Consider the following 20,764-nt stretch of genomic DNA (forward strand, 5'->3'; position numbering starts at 1 on the left):
AGAAAGAAGGAATATAAAAATGGAAAATAAAACCTCATACTATGAAGAATTTAAAAAACAAATTGTCATGCTATACAAAAATGGCAAAAGTATTATTAATTTAGGGAAAGAATATAATTTACCAAAACCAACTATTTATAGTTGAGTTAAAAATTATAATAATTCTGGTTCATTTAAAGCAAAAGACAATCGCACACTAGAAGAAAATGAAATAATAATTTTACGAAAAGAACTTAAAGACTTGAAAATGGAAAATGACATTTTAAAGCAAGCCGCACTGATAATGGCCAAAAAATAACAATAATTAATAGCAATAAGAAAAAATATTCGATAAGAAAAATGTGTAAATTATTAAATATTTCAAAATTCAATTACTATTATCAAATTAATAAATACACAAGGAAAATAGTGAATAATTATAATCAAGAAATTATCAGTGCATTTAACGCAAGCCGCCAAGTCTATGGAGCTCGAAAAATCAAAGTAGTATTAGCTCATAAAAGTATTAACCTATCTAGACACAAAATTAGAAATATTATAAAAAACAATAATTTGATATCAAAGTACACAAAAACAAGACTTAAATGCAAAAATATTCAAGTAAATAATGATCCAGTAAATAACATTGTAAACCGAGACTTTAATAATAGAAAAATAAATGAAACCATCGTTAGTGACTTAACTTATATAAAGTGGGTTTTAAATGATTTTATGTGTGTCTCCTAATTGATTTGTATAATCGCGAGATTGTTGGTTATAGTTGCGGACCAAATAAAAATACGGAGTTGGTTTATCAAGCTATTATGCGAATTACTAGACCATTATCAAAAATTGAAATATTTCATACCGACCGAGGTAATGAGTTTAAAAATAATATAATTGATCAATTATTATCTACATTTAAAATTCAAAGATCATTGAGTGCGAAGGGTTGTCCATATGATAATGCAGTTGCTGAAGCAACTTATAAAGTTTTTAAAACAGAATTTTATTAATGGTAGAAAATTCAATGATCTTGCACAATTAGAACTTGAATTATTTGATTACATTAATTGATACAATAATCTTAGAATACATGGCAGTTTAAATTATTTATCTCCAGTTACTTTTAGAAAACAAATGTCTATATAAAAATTGTCCTAAAAAGGGTTGCCAATCCACATAATTAATTCAACTATCATCATTTTTATTATTATATTTATTTCATAATGAATTTTTATATATTTCTTTTTTGATTTCTATTTCTGAATTAATATTTTCATTAATGTAATGTAATACATTTAATTTGTTTAAATTTGCCATTCTTAAATGTAATAAGTTGTTTAAATTCTTATGATTATATATTCTCGCCCCACATCCTAATTGTTGTTTTACCAAATGTGACACATCACTTTCAATGCTACAACCAATATTTCATTCTAAATTTTGATGATGAATACCAATACCTTGCTTATTATTACTGAAATAATTACTCGCCTTTCTTAAATTTGTTTTAATATCTTTATTTAATTCATTTTTAGCATCATTACGAATGGTTTTGATTAATTCTTGATGATTTCCATCCTTATATAATTCAATTCAATTATTTAGTGTTGCTTTGCGATTTTCAAAAATAATATTAATGCCGTTTGCTGTAATTTTTTAATAGCGCGATAACCATCTAAAATATATCTAACATTACCAAAACTATTGGCAATTTCTCTAATTCAAGCATCACCATCACCACAAACAATTATTTTGTCATAATTAATATTTACATAATGTTTTTGCAATTCTTTAATCAATAAATCACGATAATCCATCGTATTTATTCGTTTACCAACTTTTAACATTAGAAAATGACCTCGTTTGTTTTCTAATTCTCTACGAGCATTTTTGTATTTTTTTTATGTCCGGTATGAAAAGTAACTAAACGAACCCCCTGGTTATGTTTAACTTTATGATCTAATGTCGCTAAAAATGTCTTATCTAGTTGAATATATAAATCCTTATTTTTGACATCAATTCTAGTTTTAGTTTCTTTTTCTGCAAGTTGAAAATATTCGGCAATATCGTATCGTATTTATTTAAAATGTTTGAAATACTAGTTTTTGAAATATAACAATGATTTAGAGCATCTAAAATATCGCGATCGCGTTTACCATCACCTAGAAGACTTAAAACTTTAAATTGGACATCAAAATAAATGCGTTGTTTTGGCAATAAACCAATTTCTTCATCTAGTAAACATACATATTCAAATTTACCTGATTTTTGATTTCAATATTTATATCGGCGTCGTTTAAAAACAACTTCACCAAAAATTGTAATAATTGTTCTTGATGCAAAATTAACCACTTTATAACCTTGTTTTAAGCGATAATGATATTTATATAAGTACTCATCTAATTTTTCATATTCGTTGGCTAATTGTTCACGTTTATTGATGTACATATTTTTATGGATTGTAAATAAACTAAATCAATGCTTTTTTTCTGAGGTTTTTACATTATTATTAATTTCTAACATAAAAAAATTATCTTTCTTAGTATTAATTTTAATAAAATTTAATTTAGTTTGATTATTTTTAACATTTAATGACCTAAAAAATAAAAATTTTTGTTTGATGGTATATAATAAAATTACAAAGTAGGGAGATTTCAAACTAATATTTGGAGAAAGGTGTTGATTTTTTAATAAATTTTTATTAATAAAAATTCACGAAAGGAGTTTAATTAATATGAAAAAATTCCTAGAAATTTTAGGAACAATAACAATGGCCGGAAGTGTAATGGCGGGAATTGTTGCCAATAGTCCTTATCAAAAACAAAAAACTAATTTAGAAAGCATAAATTATAAAAGACAAAAACGAAGTAATAACGAAAATAATAGAATAGATATAACAAAAATTGTTATTACAACAAATAAGGCAATAAGATCTAGTGGTATTATTTTCAATAATAAACTTTATTTTGGTTCAATAGATCATAATGTATATGAATATGATCCATCAACAATCAACAGGGCAACAAAAAATTGTTATTACAGCAGATGGATGAGTTGAATCTTCAGGTATTATTTTCAATAATAAACTGTATTTTGGTTCACATGATAACAATGTATATGAATATAGTGAATATTATTTAAATACAAATTTAGGAAAAATTAATGATAATTCTGATAAGACAATATTAAATGAATTAAATTATTTAAATTCTGATTTAGATATATCACAATTAGAAATTAAAGAAAAAAACAATATTTCAGTTATAATTAAAACAAAGAAAGATAGTAACAAATATTTTAATGAAATAAAAATTAATTATAAAACAAATAATAAACCAAATAAAAAAGTTAATTTAAATAAGTTGATTAAAAAAGTAATATTTTTTAAGTTTCGAGACGGAAAACAAAATTTAATTTTTAAAGAAATAAAAGATATTAATATTGATAACTTAATGTTTTCTACGATTGAAGTAACCAGTGCTTCAGATTAGTTAAAATCAATCAATGAAAAAGCTGTTTGTTTTGAACCAGTTAATTTTCCTAATATCTCTTCAAATATACAAAAAATTAAAATACCATCATGTAGTTATGAAGCTAAGGCAAAATATTTATTTCAAATTACAACAGGATTAAACATAAATAATTCAAAAAATATAGATAAAGGATGAAATTTAAATATTGACGATGAAAATAAATTAATTGATTTTACAAGTTCAAATAAAAAAGCTTCTGAAATTAAAAATACATTATCACAGGATTTTAATTTATCAAACACAAATAAACAAGAGCAAGAATTAATTTTAAATCGTGATTTGTTACATTCACCAGAACAAGAGTTATCAGTGGAACCAAAGCAACGCCTTACAGCCCAATATGTAATCAGATTACTTTCAATTAAAACTAATTTAGATTTAAAACAAAAAATTAACGGAACAATTAGTGCTAAAATAATTGACGATAATAACGAAGAACAAACAATCACCTTATCAATTACAGAGGGTAATGCAAATATTACAAAAATATCGTTTATTGCCTAGTGAAATTATTATTAATGAAGATAATAGTGTAACTTTTAATGGAAAAGCAATAATATCAAGAACAAGCGAAAGTAACCCCAAGCCAATTTTTAATTTTCGTTCAATTTAATAAAAAATATTAAATTTATTACAAATAATCGATTTGTTAATAACTTGTAAAAATAAGAAAAATATTCCAACCAGTAATTTTAATTAATTTTGTTTCTTCTTCTTATTCATATACTTATACAAATAACAACTGCCAAGCACCACAACTGCCACACCAGTAACTGAACCTATTGCAATACCGGCGATCGCAATGTTAGATAATTTATTGTTTGATGTTGATGGAATTGGTTTTTCAATCGGAGTTAATTTAAAAAAAACATGGGCCTGTCCAAAATTCTGTGTCTCGATAATTCATTCTGAATTATACTTAAACGAAGGAGAACAGAAAATGACAAAAAAAATAAAAAAAGAGCCTGATGCAATTGATAAAGTTGTTGATTATTTTTTAGAAAATATTGATAATCCACAAGATTTATTTAAAGGCAATACTATTTTTCAGGAATTTACCAAAAAATTAACTGAACGAATGTTAAATATGGAAATTAAAGATCATCTTGAAACTGACAAGAATCATAATAAAAGAAATGGCAACGCACAAAAAACCATTATTAATAAAAATGGTTCAATCGTAATTGATGTGCCACGAGATCGAAATAGTACTTTTGAACCAGTAATTATTCCAAAAAGACAAAGAAAATTTGATAACTTTGATCAAAAAGTAATTTCTTTATATGCAAGAGGAATGACAATTTCTGATATCAAAGCACAATTGCAAGAATTCTATCACGGAGCAGAAATTTCAGAAAGTTTAATTAGTCAAATAACTGATGATGTTATTGAAGAAGTTAAAGTGTGACAAACCAAACCTTTAGAGAAGATTTATCAGATTGTTTATTTTGATTGTATTGTTGTTAAAGTAAAGCAAGATAAACGAATAATAAATAAAGCAGTTTATCTTGCCTTAGGAATTAATTTAGATGGTTTAAAAGATATTTCAGGAATGTGAATTAGCGAAAATGAGGGGAGCCAAATTTTGACTTAATAATCCCCTTACGGAAATGAAAAATTGTGGCTTACAAGATATTCTTGTTGCTTGTAGTGATAATTTAACTGGGATGTCTGATGCAATAGAAGCTGTTTTTCCAAAAACACAACATCAATTATGCATTGTTCATCAAATTCGTAATAGTTTAAAATTTTTTCCTGACAAAGATCGCAAACTTGTAGCTAATGATTTAAAATCAATTTATACAGCAATTAATGAAGAAATAGCGTTAGTTGCTTTAGATCATTTTTCTGAAAAATGAAATAAAAAGTATTCACAAATTACTAAATCATGAAAAAATAACTGAAATAATTTAATAATTTTTTTTGAATATCCTCAAGAATTTAGAAGAATTATTTATACAACTAATACAATAGAGTCTGTTAATAGTCAACTAAGAAAAGTAATTAAGAATAAAAAGATTTTTCCTAATGATGCATCAGTTTTTAAAATATTTTATTTAGCATTTCAAAATATGGTTAAGAAATGAACGATGCCAATTCAAAATTGGGGTAGTGCAATTTCACATTTAATGATAAAATTTGAGGACAGAGTGAATTTAAGTTAATTACTTAGAGACACAGTTAATTATACAATCCCGTTTAGTTTTCTTAGATATTTTTAGAAAAATAAAAAATAATCATTTACTATAAATTATTTCAATATGCAAATTAAGTATATATTTCTTATGTATGATTTTTGTTGTAAAAAGTTATTTTAATGTTGTTTTTATAAGCGTTTTCCTTAGTTTTTATAACCCCTTTTATTAAAATTATGTTTGTTGATATTAAATATTTTGTCTTATTATTTATTTTCTAAATAAAATGATAATTAAATTGTTGTTGCTTGTCATTAAAAATTATTTAAATCTTTTCCTACCTAACAAAACTTTATGCATCCACATTTGTGCTTCGCCTAAAAAATAATATTATCAAAATAGTAGATAAAATTAAAGGTTATGTACCAAGTCTATTGAACCAATTTTATGTTTTGAAAATAAGATTGATATTCATAAGGGTAGAAGCAGGGGCGGGTATTAAAAAGATTGCGATTGATGACAATTCGACTAATGAATTAGCCAAACGGTGTTTACAATGCGTAAAAATAAAATTACTTTACAAAAATTTCAAGAATTAGTTCAAGCAACTAACTATTTTGCGACAATGCAATTTAAAAAATAATAATTCTAATTATTTGTTAGGGGGGGGGGTGAGTATGCAACAAAAAATATTCTAGTCCCGGTGTTGTTGTTACGTGTTACAAATTATTAAAACAACAAAAGAAACAGCAATTGCATCGAGTGCTAATTTGCTAGTTAAAGATAATCAACGGTATGTATTTACTGATATTTCTTTAAATATTTCCAACTACTGAACAATTAGTAAGTATTGCGAAATCAGAGCAATTAATTTAGCTCATAAATTGAGCATAACATTGCCGCAAGTGAAGTGGCAATGTTATCTTTTTCTACTACTACTAGTAGTGCTACTAGTGATTCGGTTATTAAAGTTCAAGAAGCAACAAAGGATATCACAAAAAGAAAATTTAGATGCTTTAATTGAGGGTGAGATGCAGTTTGATAGTGCTTTGTTAGAAGAAGTGCGGATGAAAAAATGCCTCATTTAAAGATGAAAGGTAGCGCTGATATTTTTGTATTTTCTAATTTAGATGCTGGTAATATTGGTTATAAAATTGCTGAACGATTAGAGCAATATTATGGCTGTTGGACCAATGATTTTAGGTTTAAATCAAGTTGTTAGTGATTTGTCACGGGGGCCACAACAGTGGAAAATATTTATTTAACAGCGATTTTAACAGCTTGAAGATTAATTTAAAATATTAATGAAAGGAAATAAAATGATGCTATCTAATTTAAAGAAAAAGATTTTAGTTATTAACGCTGGTTCAAGTTCAATTAAGTTTCAGTTATATGAAATAACAACAAATAAAGAATTTAATCCAATTTGTAAGGGATTATGATTATCAGAAAGAATTTTTGTTGATGGTAAAACAACGATTAAATATAATAATAATGAGTTTGTTAGTGATAGCCTTTTATCAAATTATAATGTAGCAGCAGGGGTAATTTTGGAACTTTTAAAATCACAAAATGTGATTCAAAATTTTAATGAAATTATTGCTGCGGGTCATCGCATTGTTCATGGTGGTAAAAAAATAAAAGAAAGTGTTCTTTCTTGTTAATGATGAGATTATAAAGATAATTGCTGACAATATTAAGTTGGCACCATTACATAATCCTGCGGGATTAAGTGTTTTAAAAGCATTTCAAGCGGTTGCTAAGTGTCCTCATATTGCTGTTTTTGATACAACATTTCATACAATAATGCCGAAAATAAATTATATTTATCCCGTACCATATAGTTGATATACTGATTATAATGTTCGAAGGTATGGGTTTCATGGTATTAGTTATCATTATATTATTAATAAACTAAGTTTGATTATTAATAAACCGGTTAGTAATATTAATGCGATTGTTTGCCATTTAGGAAATGGTGCTAGTATTTGTGCAATTAAAAATGGAAAATTATATAATACATCAATGGGATTCACGCCCTTAGCAGGATTAATGATGGGTTCTCGTAGTGGTGATATTGATCCAGCGATTTATCAATATATTGCTGAACAATTAAATTTAGATATTGTTGGTGTTGTTAATAAACTAAATAATGAATCTGGTTTATTGGGAATTAGTCAAATTTCTTCTGATACGAGAGAAGTTAGTCGGGCCGCTAAGGATGATAATATTCAAGCGCAATTTACATTACAATTATATGCTAAAAGAGTTGTTGATTATATTACTCAGTATCAAAATGATTTGGATAATAAGATTGATGCGATTGTTTTTACGGCTGGTGTTGGTGAAAATAGTGCTTTAATTCGAGAAATGATTATTAAAAGTATTAAAATCATGATATTAGATTATAATCGTGCTAAAAATAACCAATCATATGATGATTATTTACAAATATCTAATGATTTGAGTTCGGTGGCTATTTATGCGATTCGAACTAATGAGGAATTAATGATTTGTGAAGAAACATATCGGTTATTAAGTAATATTAATTAAATTAACATATCTTATAAAAAACTGAAATTAATCAGTTTTTATGCGTCCATAAATCAATAAAATCTCAAATTAAAACAATCGTACCAACAACTGCAAAAACCAATGTATAAAAACCTTTAACTAAAAAACTACGACTAATTTTTTTCATTAGACTTGGTACAGGTACATAACCTTTAATTTTATCTACTATTTTGATAATATTATTTCCTAGGTGAAGAATAAATGTTAGATAAATACAAAGGCGAAAATGAATTTTATAGTCTAATAGGCATAAAATATAAAACTTTCATGAAAATGGCAGATAAAATTAAAGGTTATGTATATACCAAGCCTATTCTTATTCTCCTTACAATTAATTATATGATTAGCTATCATAATTTAAAAAAATTTTTTATAAACTTTTTCAATTTCTTGACCAATATTATCAATCCCATTTTTATTAATTACTTCTAAATAATGATAATAAAAAATTTTTTTAAAAGCTTCATCAAGCTTAGTAAATGCTAATTTTCGTAAATTATCAATATGAGGATAATTTCTTTCAAAAGAAATTTTATCAGCAATAAAAATAATTTTATCTAAATTACTCATTGTAACAGCAGCAGTAGTGTGTTTACTAATCGCTAATAAAATTTCTTTATCACTAAAACCCAAGTGATGTTCTAAATATAATGCTCCCGTTTTTGAATGTCAAGCTGGTACGGGTTCACTTAAAAATTGTGGTAAATACTGTTGTAAATATTGCTGATGTCAATCCTTTTCTCATTGCTTGGTTATATCGTGATAAACCCCCGCTATTTCAGCTTTTAAACAATTAATTTGATAATGATTCGCTAATTGTTTTGCCATTTTTCCAACATTTAAACAATGAAGGTAACGAGTTTTATCCATATGTAATAACAAACGATCAGAAATATAAAGTAAATTACCATTAATATATGTTAAAACTTTAGAATCAATTGCCGTTATCATTCCTTGGCGAATTTTAGTTGAATTAACATTAACAAAAATTGGTTGTAAAATAACTTTGTTATATGATTGTAATAATTTTTCATCTAAAAGATATTTTTCTCTTTGAGCAATAATAAAAATAACTTTAGTTTTTAAAATCGTAATATTATTTCAGCGATGCAAATTATTAGCTTGATCAGAACCAATAATAATATAATATTGATGATTAAAACCATATTTTTCTTGCAATGATATTACCGTATCAATCGTATACGAAATGCCTTGACGATCTAACTCACAAGTTTCTAACTTCATTCAAGGGTATTTAGTAATGACAAGATTAATCATTTTAATTCGATGAATTGAACTAGTTAATTGTCGTTTTTTTAAAGGTGAACAATATGCAGGAACAATTAAAAGCATGTCAGCTTTTAATTGTTCATAAGCTTGAAGCATAATTTCTTTATGTTGGTTATGAATAGGATCAAAACTCCCACCAAAAATAATAATTTTCATCTTATTCCTTTCTGACTACACTATTGGTTTAATAATTTGATAATCATAATTTTCTGGTAACAACAACCTCAATTGTTGCTTTCGGCCTTTAAATGGAATTCATCCATAACCATAAATTTGAATGCTAATTTTTTTTCATTATTTTTAGAAATTTTAATTTGATGTTTAATCATTTTGGTATTTGGTTTTAAAATTAAAATTTGTTGCTTTCAAATTCGCGAATAATTTTCAATCTTACTACGATGTAAAACCAATTTATTAGAACCATAAAAATGAAATGATGCCGCTAACCCTTCAATAAATGAAAATTGAAATGATCCAACAATAGTAATTGTTTGTCCATATTATAATTGATAGGTTTTACTTTTAATTTTTGATTCAAAATTTAAATTACGATAAACATTATTATTTAAATAATAATTTAATTCATTACTATTAAAAAATCCTGGATTATCATAAAAATATAAGTAATCATGATAAGCAATAGCAATTAGATTCATTGTTGTATTAGGAAAATAAATCATTAATGATAATTTACGAGAAAAGTATTGTTGTAATGTAATGACAACACCTTATTAATTAATGAACTTTTACCAACATTATTTTTTCCAATTCAATAAGTATCAGTTTGTTGTTTTTTTAAAAATTCAACAAATTCATCAATAAAATATTTTTTGTAGTACTAACAAGAATAATATCAATTGGTTCTAGTCCAATTAATGTTATTTGTTTTCTAACACAATCTTTAAGTTTATTAAAAGCAATATATTGCATTATGGTATCAATTTTATTAATTATTATATAAAATCTTAAGTTCTTTAATTGATAATGATACTTTCAAATTAAACTCCCGAAAAGCCCAGCCCATGACGTTAATGAAATAAAAACTACCCCATCATTATTTTTAATCTTCATAAACAAATCATTATAGTTATAATTAGGATTATTAATATTTACTAATTCATTATAATGTTTAATCCGAAAACATCGCCAACAATAAAAATGAGAATTATCTTGAAGTTTTGAAATGTAACCAGCTTGTAAATTATTATTAGATTGTAATTCTGAACCACATCCACAATATGCCATCGTTATCATTTTAACGATTTAAAAAATTATTAAATTGTTTATTTTTAAGCATTATAATTTCTTCCTTATATGGTGGTTCAGAATTATTTCAAGGAGTTTCTAAAATTTTAATTATATTAGAAAATTTAGGATGATAAAGAATACTACACAAACTATCAAATCCTAAATTACCATAACCAATATTCTCATGGCGGTCTTTATGGGAACCTTTAATATTTTTAGAATCATTAAGATGAATAACAAATAATTTATCTAATCCAATTATCTTATCAAATTCTTCAATAACTTCTTCTAAATTATTAACTAAATCATAACCTGCATCATTTAAATGACAAGTATCTCAACAAACACCAACTAAATGTGAATATTTAACACCCAAAATAATTGTTTTTAATTGCGAAAAATTAATTCCCAATTCACTACCTTTACCTGACATTGTTTCTAAAGCAATTTTAATATTTTGGTTAGGTTCCAATACTTCATTTAAACCATCAATAATATATTGTAAACCAATGCTAGCATCAGCACCAACACTACTTCCAGGATGTAATACAATATATTTAGCACCAATCGCTAGAGAACGATTGACTTCTGTTTTTAAAAACTCCTTAGCTAGCATATAAGTATTAGGATTAATACTATTAGCTAAATTAATAATATAAGGTGCATGAATAATAACATTATTAATATTTAAATTATGTTTTTCTAATCCATGTTTAAATTCAGAAATTTTTAACTGGTCTAAGGGTTTTCTTTCTGTATTTTGTGGTGCTCCCGTATGAAACATTATGGCATTAGCCCCATAACTAATAGCTTCATTTAATGCTCCTATTAGATAATCGGGGCTTTTCATTGATACACGACATCCTAATATTAAATTATTTTTCATCAACATATTCACCTTTATATTTTAAGTTATATGCAAATTATACTATAAATTATTTTCTTATCTTACATAAAATAGTAGGGGCGCGTTTAGTTTTCTTAGGTATTGTTTTAAAGAAGTAAAACAATCAGCTAATTATATTATTTAATTACTAAACTAATCCTACTTTTCTTGTTATTGTCATTTTTATTCGTCATCATTTTATCATATTATTGAATTTTTACACAATAAAATTAATGGACGCATAAAGTTTTGTTAGGTAGGTAAATATTTTAATAAGTATTAAGACAGTCAGCAATGATTGTCTTTTTATTTTATAAGGTGTTAAAAATTTGTTCTTTGAAAATTAAATACAAGTGAATTAATAATGTTGATATGTATTAAAACACGATAAATTGTGGATGGTCGCCATAACCAAAAGAAGTTTACCAGTTAATAGATAACACCCTATTCTATTAGCTATAGCAATTTGTTTTGTTTTGCAATAAAAAAATGAATGGGTGGATTTCCTAAAAATATACACGCTATTAAATTGGTTCCAAGGGATGAAACGAGCTTAAAAGATTAAAAATTAAAATAAAAAATGACAAAATGTTTGATAAAACAGAATTTATTGCCTCAAATACTCATGTTAAAATTGCTAATGAAACAATTATTACTCCAATAAAAATACTATCTTTTAAAGCAGAATTAAAAAATAATTAAACTGTAAAAAAACGGGGACTGTCCAATTAACTGTATCTCTAAGTAATTAACTTAAATTCACTCTGTATCCTCAAATTTTATCATTAAATGTGAAATCGCACTACCCTAAAAAGATAATTGGACACATAAAGTTTTGTTAGGTAGGTAAAGATTTAAATAATTTTGAAAAAAACAATCACAATTTAATTATCATTTTATTTAAAAAATAAGTAATAAAACAAAATATTTAATATTAACAAACAAAATCTCAATAAAAGGTTATAAAAACTAAACAAAATACTTATAAAAAAACATTAAAATAAGTTTTTACAACAAAAATCATACATAAGAAATATATACTTAATTTGCATATTGAAATAATTTATAGTAAATAGTTATTTTTTCTTTTTTTAAAAAATACCCAAGAAGATTAAACGCGACCGATTAATTTTTATTGTGTAAAAATTTAATAATATGATAGAATGATAACGAATAAAAATGATAATAACAAGAAAGGCGGGGTTAGTTTAGTATAATTAGCTGATTGTTTTACTTCTTTAAAACAATGTCTAAGAAAACTAAACGCAATCAATTAAAGTTTTTCTTTTTATTTAAAAAAATCTCGCATAAAATATATATTGAGAAAAGAAGTAGGTGTGAATAATGAAATTTAAATATAAGCGATGTTTATTAAAAATTAGTGGTGAAGCTTTAGGCGGGGTTAGCATTTATGATCCACAACGAATGAAAAATATTGTTAAACAAATTATTAATTTATCGCAAGAAGGAATTGAAATTGCTGTTGTTGTTGGTGGTGGTAACATTTGAAGAGGAGTTAATGCTAAAATCGTTGGTTTAGATAAGGTTAATGCTGATTATATGGGGATGTTAGCCACGGTAATGAATGCTTTAGCTTTAGAAGCTGAATTTAAAAATCAAAGCTTTGATAAAGTAATTATTCAGTCATCAATTGAAATGAATAAAATTTGTGAACCTTATTATTTTAAAAAATGTATGTCACGATTAGCCAAAGGTTGCGTTGTTATTTTGGCAGCAGGAACAGGATATCCTTATTTTACAACTGATACTGCAGCGGCATTACGAGCAGCGGAAATTAAAGCCGATGTCTTATTAATGGCTAAAAATGGTGTAGATGGTGTTTATAGTGCTGATCCAAAAATTGATAATACTGCTATTTATTATAAGTTTTTAACTTATGAGGATATAACGCAAAAACAATTACGAGTAATGGATTTAACAGCAATTACAATGAGTATGGAAGCTAATTTAAAGATTATTGTGTTTGATATTAATGAACCAGATAATATTGTTAAAGCCTTACAGGAAAATACTAAAATTACTATTATTAGTAGTAGCAATAGTTAAAGTTTTTAAGAAATAGTATTAAATTAAAGTAATAAAGATAAGGATAATAATTAATGTTAATTGAGGAATTACAATTAGAGATTGAACAGACAAAAGAAGAAATGAAAAAGGTTTTAGAAAATTTGCGATATGAATTAAATAAGATTCGTGCGGGAAGAGCTAATCCTTTAATTCTTGCTTCTGTTTTGGTAGACTATTATGGTAGTTTAACTTCAGTTAATCAAGTTGCTTCAATTACGGTTGTTGAAGGGCGGCAACTTGTTATTAAACCTTATGATCGAAGTATTATTAAACAAGTTATTGCCGCGATTACTAAAGCTAATTTGCAAGTTTCATTGCAAGACCAAGGTGATTATATTAGGATGAATATTCCTCAGTTAACTGAAGAAAAACGCAAAGAATTTGTTCGGCAAGTAAAAAAGATTGCTGAAGAAATGCGAGTTCGGATTCGTAATTTAAGACGAGATATTAATGAAATTATTAAAAAATCTAAATTGCCTTTAGATGATGTTAAATCTTATCAAGAAGATATTCAAAAATTAACTGATAAGCATATTGCTAAGGTTGATGTTATTGCTTTAAAAAAAGAAAAAGAATTAATGACGATTTAATGGAAACAAAACTCTCCTAGATAAAGGAGAGTTTTGTTTTTTAAAGTTATTTACGAGCATATTTTTTACAGTAATATAAATTTTAATATAATGCGGGAAAAAATAGGAAAATCAGAATTAGAGCGAAGGCAGCAATCTCTCAATAACTACATCGCATTGTTCTTCCGAAATCTTTAATTTTGATAAGAGCATTGTTGCTACTAAAGTTAAGAGAATTAAAGCAAGCAACGAAATGCCAAAAAGCACGATTGCTATTTTTGCTTTTATTTGACTGAAATAAGAAATTTGGATAGGTTACAATAAGTTGGACCATATTTATTTGGACTTTCAAATAAAATAAAATTATTAAGAAAGTAGGAATATAAAAAAATGGGCAAAAATTCATATAAAGATGAATTTAAAAAACAAATTGTCATGTTTTATCAAAACGGGAAAAGCATTATTGAAATTATTAATGAATATGGTATTTTAAAATCTGCTATTTATAATTGAATAAAATCATTCGATAATTCTGGTTCTTTTAAAGCAAAAGATAATCGAAGTAATGAAAAAAATGAATTAATTTACTCACGAAAAGAATTAAAAAAATTACGAATGGAAAACGATATTTTAAAGCAAGCGGCACTGATAATAGCCAAAAAATAACAATAATTAATAACAACAAAAACAAATATTCAGTGAGGAAAATATGTAAGATTTTGGGTTTATCAAAATCAACATATTATTATCAACCTAATAAATGTACTATAACAAGCATGTTAATAATTATGAACAAGAAGTTATCGGTGCGTTTAATAAAAATCGCAAAATTTATGGGGCTCGTAAAATTAAAGCCGTTTTAATAAGAAAAGATATCATCTTATCGCGGCGAAAAATCAGATGCATTATGATCAAAAATAATTTGGTTTCTAAATACACCAAATTAAAATATCGTAATCACAAAAAAACAGCTAATAATGCCCAAATCAGTAATGTTTTAAACCTTGAATTTAACAATAAAAACCAAATAAAGCTGTTGTTAGTGATTTAACACATGTGTAAGTTGGAGGAAAATGACATTATATTTGCTTATTAATTAACTTGTTTAATCGTTAAGCAATCGGCTATAGTGCCGGGCCAAACAAAACCGCTGAACTAGTTCGACAAGCTTTTCATAAGGATAACACGACCATTAAAACAAATAATTTTATTTCATACCGATCGCGGTAATGAGTTCAAAAATAAAATCATTGATGAAATTTTAATAACTTTTAACATTAAAAGATCATTAAGCAATAAAGGTTGTCCTTATGATAATGCTGTGACTGAAACAACTTACAAAACCTTTAAAACAGAATTTATTAAGGGTAAAAAATTTACAAACTTAACACAATTAAAATGCGAACTATTTGATTTTGTTAATTGATAAAACAATATTCGAATTTTCACGGCAGCTTAAATTATTTAACACCCGTTGAATTTAGAAAATGGCAGTCTACATAAAAAGTGTCCTAAAAAAAGTTGCCGGTTGCCATACCATAATTTTAAGTATACTCAATAAATATCAAGAGTTTTCTACAAAATTAAAAAAATTTTAGATGTTATTTTTTTTAAATTTTAGATATAATTATCTGTGTGTTAATCGCTACGGAGCAGTACTCAAGTGGTTAAGAGGGCTCCCTGCTAAGGAGTTAGGTCAAGCAATTGGCGCACGAGTTCGAATCTCGTCTGCTCCGCCATTAATTTTAAATAATTTGAGATTGTTGTTAACAACTTTACAGTAAGTAAAGTTGTTTTTTTGTGATATTAAGATAAAATTAATACATATTTAAAAAACAATATTTTATTTATAAGGTGGACTCAAATTAATGTTAAATAAAAAAATGCGTTTAGCAATTACTTTTGTGCTTCTAGTCCTTTTATTGGTGACTTGTATTTTTATTATTGCTAAATATATTGATTGATTATGAATTATTGGCGTAGTAACAATTTCATTTGGAACTTTAACAGCATTAATTATTTTTGTTTCTAACCGACCGGTACGAACAAAAGTTTCTTGAATTATTGCTGTGTATGCGTTACCAATTGTTGGTATTATAATTTTTATTATTTTTGGGCGAACCTATCGTTATACTAAAGCACAAAAGTTTTATTTAAAAAAATATCAAGATTTTTATGCTAAAGAGGATTTTAATTATACGAATAACTTTTTAAAAAATGAAATTAAAGAAGAACGAAGTATTTTACATTTAACTACCAATATATCACAAAGACCATTGTATGATCATACGAAAGTTGATTTAATAACTAATGGAATTAAAAAGTTTTCGTTGTTATTTAAAGACTTAGAAAGTGCTGAAAATTACATTCATATTAATTATTTTATTTTAGATGATGGTGAAATTTTAAAATATTTGACACAGTTATTAATTAGAAAAGCTTATCAAGATGTTAATATTCGCTTAATTTATGATCATGCTGGAAGTTTTTTTACGGTCTATCATGATACAATTCAGAAACTGAAGCGAGCTGGTGTTCATTTAAAAAGATTTTCACCGATAAATTTACCTTTTATTAGTGGTCGTAATAACTATCGTAACCACCGTAAAGATGTTATTATTGATGGTAAGATTGGTTATACGGGGGGCATTAATGTTGGGGATGCTTATTGTCATTTAAGTTCTAAATATGGATTTTGACGCGATAGTCAAGTTCGTTTACAAGGTAGTGCTGTTCGTAGTTTAGAGTTAATATTTTTACAGGATTGATATTTTACAACCGGAGAATCGTTAGTTTTTGATAAGAAATTGTTAAAAAATGAACCATATGATGGTAAAACTAGTAATATTGTTCAGATTATTGATGATGGTCCCAATACTTATGAAACGATTCAAAAGGATATTTATGTTAAAGTTATTTCTAGTGCTAAAAGTCGTGTTTGGTTGTCGACGCCTTATTTTATTCCGACTGATGATATTGTGACGGCATTAAAAAATGCTGCTAAGTCAGGTGTTGATGTCCGATTATTAATGCCAGGAAAAACTGATAAATTTTTTATTCTTGATATTAGTCGTTCATATTATGATGAATTATTTAATTCAGGGATAAAAATTTATGAAATGAGTAATATTTTTAATCATTCAAAAACAGCATTAATTGATGATAATTTGGTTATTATTGGATCAACTAATTTAGATTTTCGTAGTCTTTATCACGATCATCAAACTATTGTTATTCTTTATGGTGATGCTAATAAGCAATTAGAAAAGAATTATTTATGAGATATTGAAAGAAGTATTCTTTTAACGACATCACCGTTAAAGAAAAAAAATTGATTTTATCGAGTATTGATTTTACCAATTGTTAAAATTTTTGATCCCTTATTTTAGGAAAGGAAAATAGTAATGCGTAAAACAAAAAAAATTAATAAAAAAATTGCTAAGCATTTAGAAAAACAAAATTTTTCTATGAGACTAGAAAAAAAACCAGAAGTTAAAGAAAAACGGGGTTTTTTTAGGCATTTATTTCCAAAAAGAGTTCAAAAAATTAATAAAGTTAATATTCATTTTGGATGAACACGAAACGCTACTAAAAGAATTATTAAGCAATTATTATTACAAAATGTTGATCATTTTTATTTTTATAGTTCTATTGCTAATATTTTTTATATTTTAGAGCAAGGAATTAAACCAGCAAAATTTAAGAAACTTAAAGAAAACGAAAAGTATATTGTTTGAACGTATTTAGAAAAAGATGACCATCTTGAATTAGAATTATCTACTAGTAGTCGCCATCAATTTTGAAGTTGATGTTTAGAAAATGAGATTGATTTAACTACAGTGGCAATTTTTTATATTGATTTAGTGAAATTATATGAAAATACTAAAAAAGATTGAGAGTTTAATAATAATTTGCAAAAAGTTATAATTAATGAATTAATTAGTGTTAATGCTATTAGGGCAATCTTAATTAAAGATATGGAAGTATACAAAAGATTACAACAATATGTTTCTCATCAACAAATTGATATTAAAATATTTTATGGTGATAAAGGTATTATTGAAGAAATTAAAAGAAAGGAGTTAAAAGTTAATGAATAAAAATCTTAATAAAATTACATCGTTGGAGGAAAATTTTAGTCAATGATATACTGATTTGATTATAAATGGTAATCTAATAGATTATGGAGTAGTTAAAGGAGCACCAATTTTAAAACCGCATGGTTATGCAATTTGAAAAAATATTGTGAAAAACTTAGAAATCAGATTTTTAGAAGTTGAAATTCAAGATGTTTATATGCCTTTATTAATTCCTGAGAGTTTATTGAGTCAAGAGAAAGAACATATTCAAGGTTTTGCCCCCGAATGTGCTATTGTTACCAAAGTTGGTGATAAAAATTTAGATGAACCGTTGGTTATTAGACCAACTTCTGAAATTTTGTTTGGGACATATTTTTCAAAAAATATTTCTAGTTATAAGGACTTACCATTAAAATATAATCAATGAGCTAATGTTATTCGTTGAGAAAAAACAACAAGGCCTTTTTTAAGAACAACAGAATTTTTATGGCAAGAAGGTCATAGTGTTCATAATGATATGGAAGAAGCACAAAATTGAACGGTAGAAATGATGAATTTATATGTTAAATTTTTTAAAGAAGTTTTAGGAATTGCGGTTCTTAATGGTAAAAAAAGTCTTCACGAAAAGTTTGTTGGTGCTGTTGATACATATAGTTTAGAAGCATTAATGTTAGATGGTCAAGCATTACAATCAGCAACTAGTCATTATTTTGCACAAAATTTTTCCAAAAATTTTGATATTAAGTTTACTAATGCTAACAATAAAGAAGAATATGGTTATCAAACTTCGTGAGGGATGTCAACAAGAGTTATTGGGGCTTTAATTATGTCTCATAGTGATAATAGGGGGTTGGTATTACCACCAATGGTAGCACCGATTCAAGTAGGAATAATTCCGATTCAAGATGATGAACAAGTAAGGCAAAAAGTTAATAGGATTTATCAACAATTAAAAACTAAATATCGTGTTGTCATTGATAATTCTTTAAAGTCATTGGGTTATAAGTTAAGTAATAGTGAAATTCAAGGAGTTTGTTTTCGTATTGAAATCGGGATTCGTGAATTAGAAACTGAAAAAGTATTAATTGTGCGAAGAGACACAAAAACAAAATTAGCGGTTAAAATTAATGATGTGGAATCATATTTAAAAATTAATATGGAACAAATGCAAAATGATTTATATGCAAGGTCGTTAGAAGGATTAGAAGAGCGAGTATTTGTTGTTAATAGTTTTGATGAATATGAACAACAATTGAAAACAAAAACAGGTTTTTTTGGTGCTTGATTTTGTAATCGTATTGAGTGTGAAGCAGAAATTAAACAGTTAACTAGTACTGTTAGTCGTTGTCAAGATTTAGAGAAGCAGATTGAAGAGAATTCTAAATGTTTTAAATGTAATGAAAAAGCAAAAGAATATTTTTACTTTGCACGGGCGTATTAAAGGGGAGGAAGAATTTAATGAATTGATTAGATGAAATTGCTAAATTATTGAAAGAAAAAAAAGGTATCAAAGTAAAAATATCATTAGAAACTAATTTCCGTAATTTAGGTTTGGATTCTTTAGAATTGATGGATTTAATTATTTTAGCAGAAGAAGAATATAAATTTTGAATTCCTGATAATAAGTTAAGTGATATTTATACTGTTCAGGATTTAATAACCATTATTGAAGAATTAGTAAATAGTAATAGTTAAAAGGGTGTTAAAATTATGAAATGAGATTATGAGAAATTAACGCAAATATTAAAAAATAAAGGACACCGTTTAACTAATATTAGATTAGCAATATTAAAATTATTACTAAAGAAGCAACACCTAAATATTAATGGCATTATTAGAGAACTGAAAAAAGAAAATGATGAACATAAGAATATTAATGTAATGTCAGTTTATAATACTTTAGATTTATTTTTGCAAGAAGAATTAATTTATCTTAATGTTTTTAATGGCCGAGATATTGTTTTTGAATTATCAAATCCTGTCTTAGTTCATTTAGTTTGTGAAACTTGTCATAAGGTTATTCATTTTAGTGAAGATATGCATTTAAGTGATGAAGATTTTCAAGATAATTTGAAAAAATTAGAAGAAAAATTACAAAATGCTGATTTTAAACCGGTTTATTATAAATTAGAAGCACATGGGATTTGTATATCTTGTCAAGAAAAAGAAGGGGCGCATAAAGTTTTGTTAGGTAGGAAAAGGTTTAAATAATTTTTAATGAGAAGCAACGACAATTTAATTATCATTTTATTTAAAAAATAAGTAATAAAACAAAATATTTAATATCAACAAACATAATCTCAATAAAAGGTTATAAAAACTAAGAAAAACGCTTATAAAAACAACATCAAAATAAGTTTTTACAACAAAAATCATA

At 25.7% G+C, this 20,764-nt stretch carries 20 protein-coding genes, 1 tRNA gene and 4 pseudogenes; 18 read left to right on the forward strand and 7 right to left on the reverse strand.

What is annotated here, in order from left to right; genetic code table 4:
- Positions 1-19 precede the first annotated feature (19 nt).
- Positions 20-1,131, forward strand: a pseudogene (locus AACK93_RS00090) (IS3 family transposase).
- On the opposite strand, the gene AACK93_RS00095 reads toward AACK93_RS00090, so the two are convergent.
- The 3 genes from AACK93_RS00095 to AACK93_RS00105 form a co-directional block, all read right to left on the reverse strand.
- Positions 1,093-1,377 carry a hypothetical protein gene (locus AACK93_RS00095; RefSeq protein ID WP_339024525.1) on the reverse strand — a complete coding sequence of 95 codons (285 nt, stop codon included), beginning with the start codon at positions 1,375-1,377 and terminating at the stop codon, positions 1,093-1,095. The pseudogene AACK93_RS00090 and the gene AACK93_RS00095 sit on opposite strands and share 39 nt — an antisense overlap.
- A gap of 209 nt (positions 1,378-1,586) precedes the next feature.
- Positions 1,587-1,832, reverse strand: a complete 246-nt coding sequence (locus AACK93_RS00100; RefSeq protein ID WP_339024392.1) for a hypothetical protein — start codon at positions 1,830-1,832, stop codon at positions 1,587-1,589.
- A gap of 136 nt (positions 1,833-1,968) precedes the next feature.
- On the reverse strand, positions 1,969-2,508 hold the full coding sequence (locus tag AACK93_RS00105; RefSeq protein ID WP_339024526.1) for a UPF0236 family transposase-like protein: 540 nt from the start codon (positions 2,506-2,508) through the stop codon (positions 1,969-1,971).
- Positions 2,509-2,719: 211 nt separating this feature from the next.
- Between AACK93_RS00105 and AACK93_RS00110 the strand changes: the two genes are divergently transcribed.
- The 8 genes and pseudogenes from AACK93_RS00110 (at position 2,720) to AACK93_RS00145 (ending at position 8,206) form a co-directional block, all read left to right on the forward strand.
- Complete coding sequence (locus AACK93_RS00110; protein ID WP_339024527.1) at positions 2,720-3,067, forward strand: hypothetical protein; 348 nt, start codon at positions 2,720-2,722, stop codon at positions 3,065-3,067.
- Positions 2,982-3,476: a hypothetical protein gene (locus tag AACK93_RS00115; protein WP_339024528.1), complete on the forward strand. Its 495-nt coding sequence runs from the start codon at positions 2,982-2,984 to the stop codon at positions 3,474-3,476. The genes AACK93_RS00110 and AACK93_RS00115 overlap by 86 nt, the downstream gene beginning before the upstream one ends.
- Before the next feature lie 273 nt (positions 3,477-3,749).
- Complete coding sequence (locus tag AACK93_RS00120) at positions 3,750-4,022, forward strand: hypothetical protein (protein ID WP_339025431.1); 273 nt, start codon at positions 3,750-3,752, stop codon at positions 4,020-4,022.
- A complete protein-coding gene (locus AACK93_RS00125) occupies positions 3,988-4,131 on the forward strand; it encodes a hypothetical protein (RefSeq protein ID WP_339024529.1) in 144 nt (47 codons plus the stop codon). Before AACK93_RS00120 ends, AACK93_RS00125 begins: the two co-directional genes overlap by 35 nt.
- A gap of 327 nt (positions 4,132-4,458) precedes the next feature.
- A pseudogene (locus AACK93_RS00130) lies at positions 4,459-5,683 on the forward strand (IS256 family transposase).
- Positions 5,684-6,369: 686 nt separating this feature from the next.
- Positions 6,370-6,875 (forward strand): annotated as a pseudogene (locus AACK93_RS00135) (phosphate acyltransferase).
- A gap of 100 nt (positions 6,876-6,975) precedes the next feature.
- On the forward strand, positions 6,976-7,317 hold the full coding sequence (locus tag AACK93_RS00140; protein WP_339024530.1) for a hypothetical protein: 342 nt from the start codon (positions 6,976-6,978) through the stop codon (positions 7,315-7,317).
- Complete coding sequence (locus AACK93_RS00145) at positions 7,301-8,206, forward strand: acetate/propionate family kinase (RefSeq protein WP_339024531.1); 906 nt, start codon at positions 7,301-7,303, stop codon at positions 8,204-8,206. Before AACK93_RS00140 ends, AACK93_RS00145 begins: the two co-directional genes overlap by 17 nt.
- 378 nt (positions 8,207-8,584) lie before the next feature.
- On the opposite strand, the gene AACK93_RS00150 is transcribed toward AACK93_RS00145, so the two are convergent.
- The 4 genes from AACK93_RS00150 to AACK93_RS00165 all read right to left on the reverse strand — a co-directional run bounded on the left by AACK93_RS00150 (position 8,585) and on the right by AACK93_RS00165 (position 11,651).
- A complete protein-coding gene (locus tag AACK93_RS00150) occupies positions 8,585-9,673 on the reverse strand; it encodes a nicotinate-nucleotide adenylyltransferase (protein ID WP_339024533.1) in 1,089 nt (362 codons plus the stop codon).
- 344 nt (positions 9,674-10,017) lie between these two features.
- Complete coding sequence (locus tag AACK93_RS00155; RefSeq protein WP_339024534.1) at positions 10,018-10,197, reverse strand: hypothetical protein; 180 nt, start codon at positions 10,195-10,197, stop codon at positions 10,018-10,020.
- A 115-nt stretch (positions 10,198-10,312) separates the two neighbouring features.
- Complete coding sequence (locus tag AACK93_RS00160) at positions 10,313-10,762, reverse strand: hypothetical protein (RefSeq protein WP_339024535.1); 450 nt, start codon at positions 10,760-10,762, stop codon at positions 10,313-10,315.
- 10 nt (positions 10,763-10,772) lie between these two features.
- Positions 10,773-11,651 carry a deoxyribonuclease IV gene (locus AACK93_RS00165; RefSeq protein WP_339024537.1) on the reverse strand — a complete coding sequence of 293 codons (879 nt, stop codon included), beginning with the start codon at positions 11,649-11,651 and terminating at the stop codon, positions 10,773-10,775.
- 1,344 nt (positions 11,652-12,995) lie between these two features.
- On the opposite strand from AACK93_RS00165, the gene pyrH reads away from it, so the two are divergent.
- The 9 genes and pseudogenes from pyrH to AACK93_RS00210 all read left to right on the forward strand — a co-directional run bounded on the left by pyrH (position 12,996) and on the right by AACK93_RS00210 (position 20,598).
- Complete coding sequence (gene pyrH, locus AACK93_RS00170) at positions 12,996-13,718, forward strand: UMP kinase (RefSeq protein WP_339024538.1); 723 nt, start codon at positions 12,996-12,998, stop codon at positions 13,716-13,718.
- Between the two features lie 53 nt (positions 13,719-13,771).
- On the forward strand, positions 13,772-14,329 hold the full coding sequence (gene frr, locus AACK93_RS00175; RefSeq protein ID WP_339024540.1) for a ribosome recycling factor: 558 nt from the start codon (positions 13,772-13,774) through the stop codon (positions 14,327-14,329).
- Between the two features lie 369 nt (positions 14,330-14,698).
- A pseudogene (locus AACK93_RS00180) lies at positions 14,699-15,811 on the forward strand (IS3 family transposase).
- 146 nt (positions 15,812-15,957) lie between these two features.
- Positions 15,958-16,047: transfer RNA gene (locus AACK93_RS00185), tRNA-Ser, on the forward strand.
- A 129-nt stretch (positions 16,048-16,176) separates the two neighbouring features.
- Positions 16,177-17,697 carry a cardiolipin synthase gene (gene cls / locus AACK93_RS00190; protein WP_339024541.1) on the forward strand — a complete coding sequence of 507 codons (1,521 nt, stop codon included), beginning with the start codon at positions 16,177-16,179 and terminating at the stop codon, positions 17,695-17,697.
- Positions 17,698-17,712: 15 nt separating this feature from the next.
- Positions 17,713-18,408, forward strand: coding sequence for an acetyltransferase (locus tag AACK93_RS00195; RefSeq protein WP_339024542.1), 696 nt, complete (start codon positions 17,713-17,715; stop codon positions 18,406-18,408).
- Positions 18,401-19,828: a proline--tRNA ligase gene (gene proS / locus AACK93_RS00200; protein ID WP_339024543.1), complete on the forward strand. Its 1,428-nt coding sequence runs from the start codon at positions 18,401-18,403 to the stop codon at positions 19,826-19,828. The genes AACK93_RS00195 and proS overlap by 8 nt, the downstream gene beginning before the upstream one ends.
- A 17-nt stretch (positions 19,829-19,845) precedes the next feature.
- The gene (locus AACK93_RS00205; protein ID WP_339024544.1) at positions 19,846-20,082 is read left to right on the forward strand and encodes an acyl carrier protein; all 237 of its coding nucleotides are present in this window, start codon (positions 19,846-19,848) and stop codon (positions 20,080-20,082) included.
- A gap of 15 nt (positions 20,083-20,097) precedes the next feature.
- Complete coding sequence (locus AACK93_RS00210) at positions 20,098-20,598, forward strand: Fur family transcriptional regulator (protein ID WP_339024546.1); 501 nt, start codon at positions 20,098-20,100, stop codon at positions 20,596-20,598.
- Positions 20,599-20,764 lie beyond the last annotated feature (166 nt).

The sequence above is a fragment of the Spiroplasma endosymbiont of Agriotes lineatus genome (assembly GCF_964019485.1).
GTDB lineage: Bacteria > Bacillota_I > Bacilli_A > Mycoplasmatales > Nriv7 > Nriv7.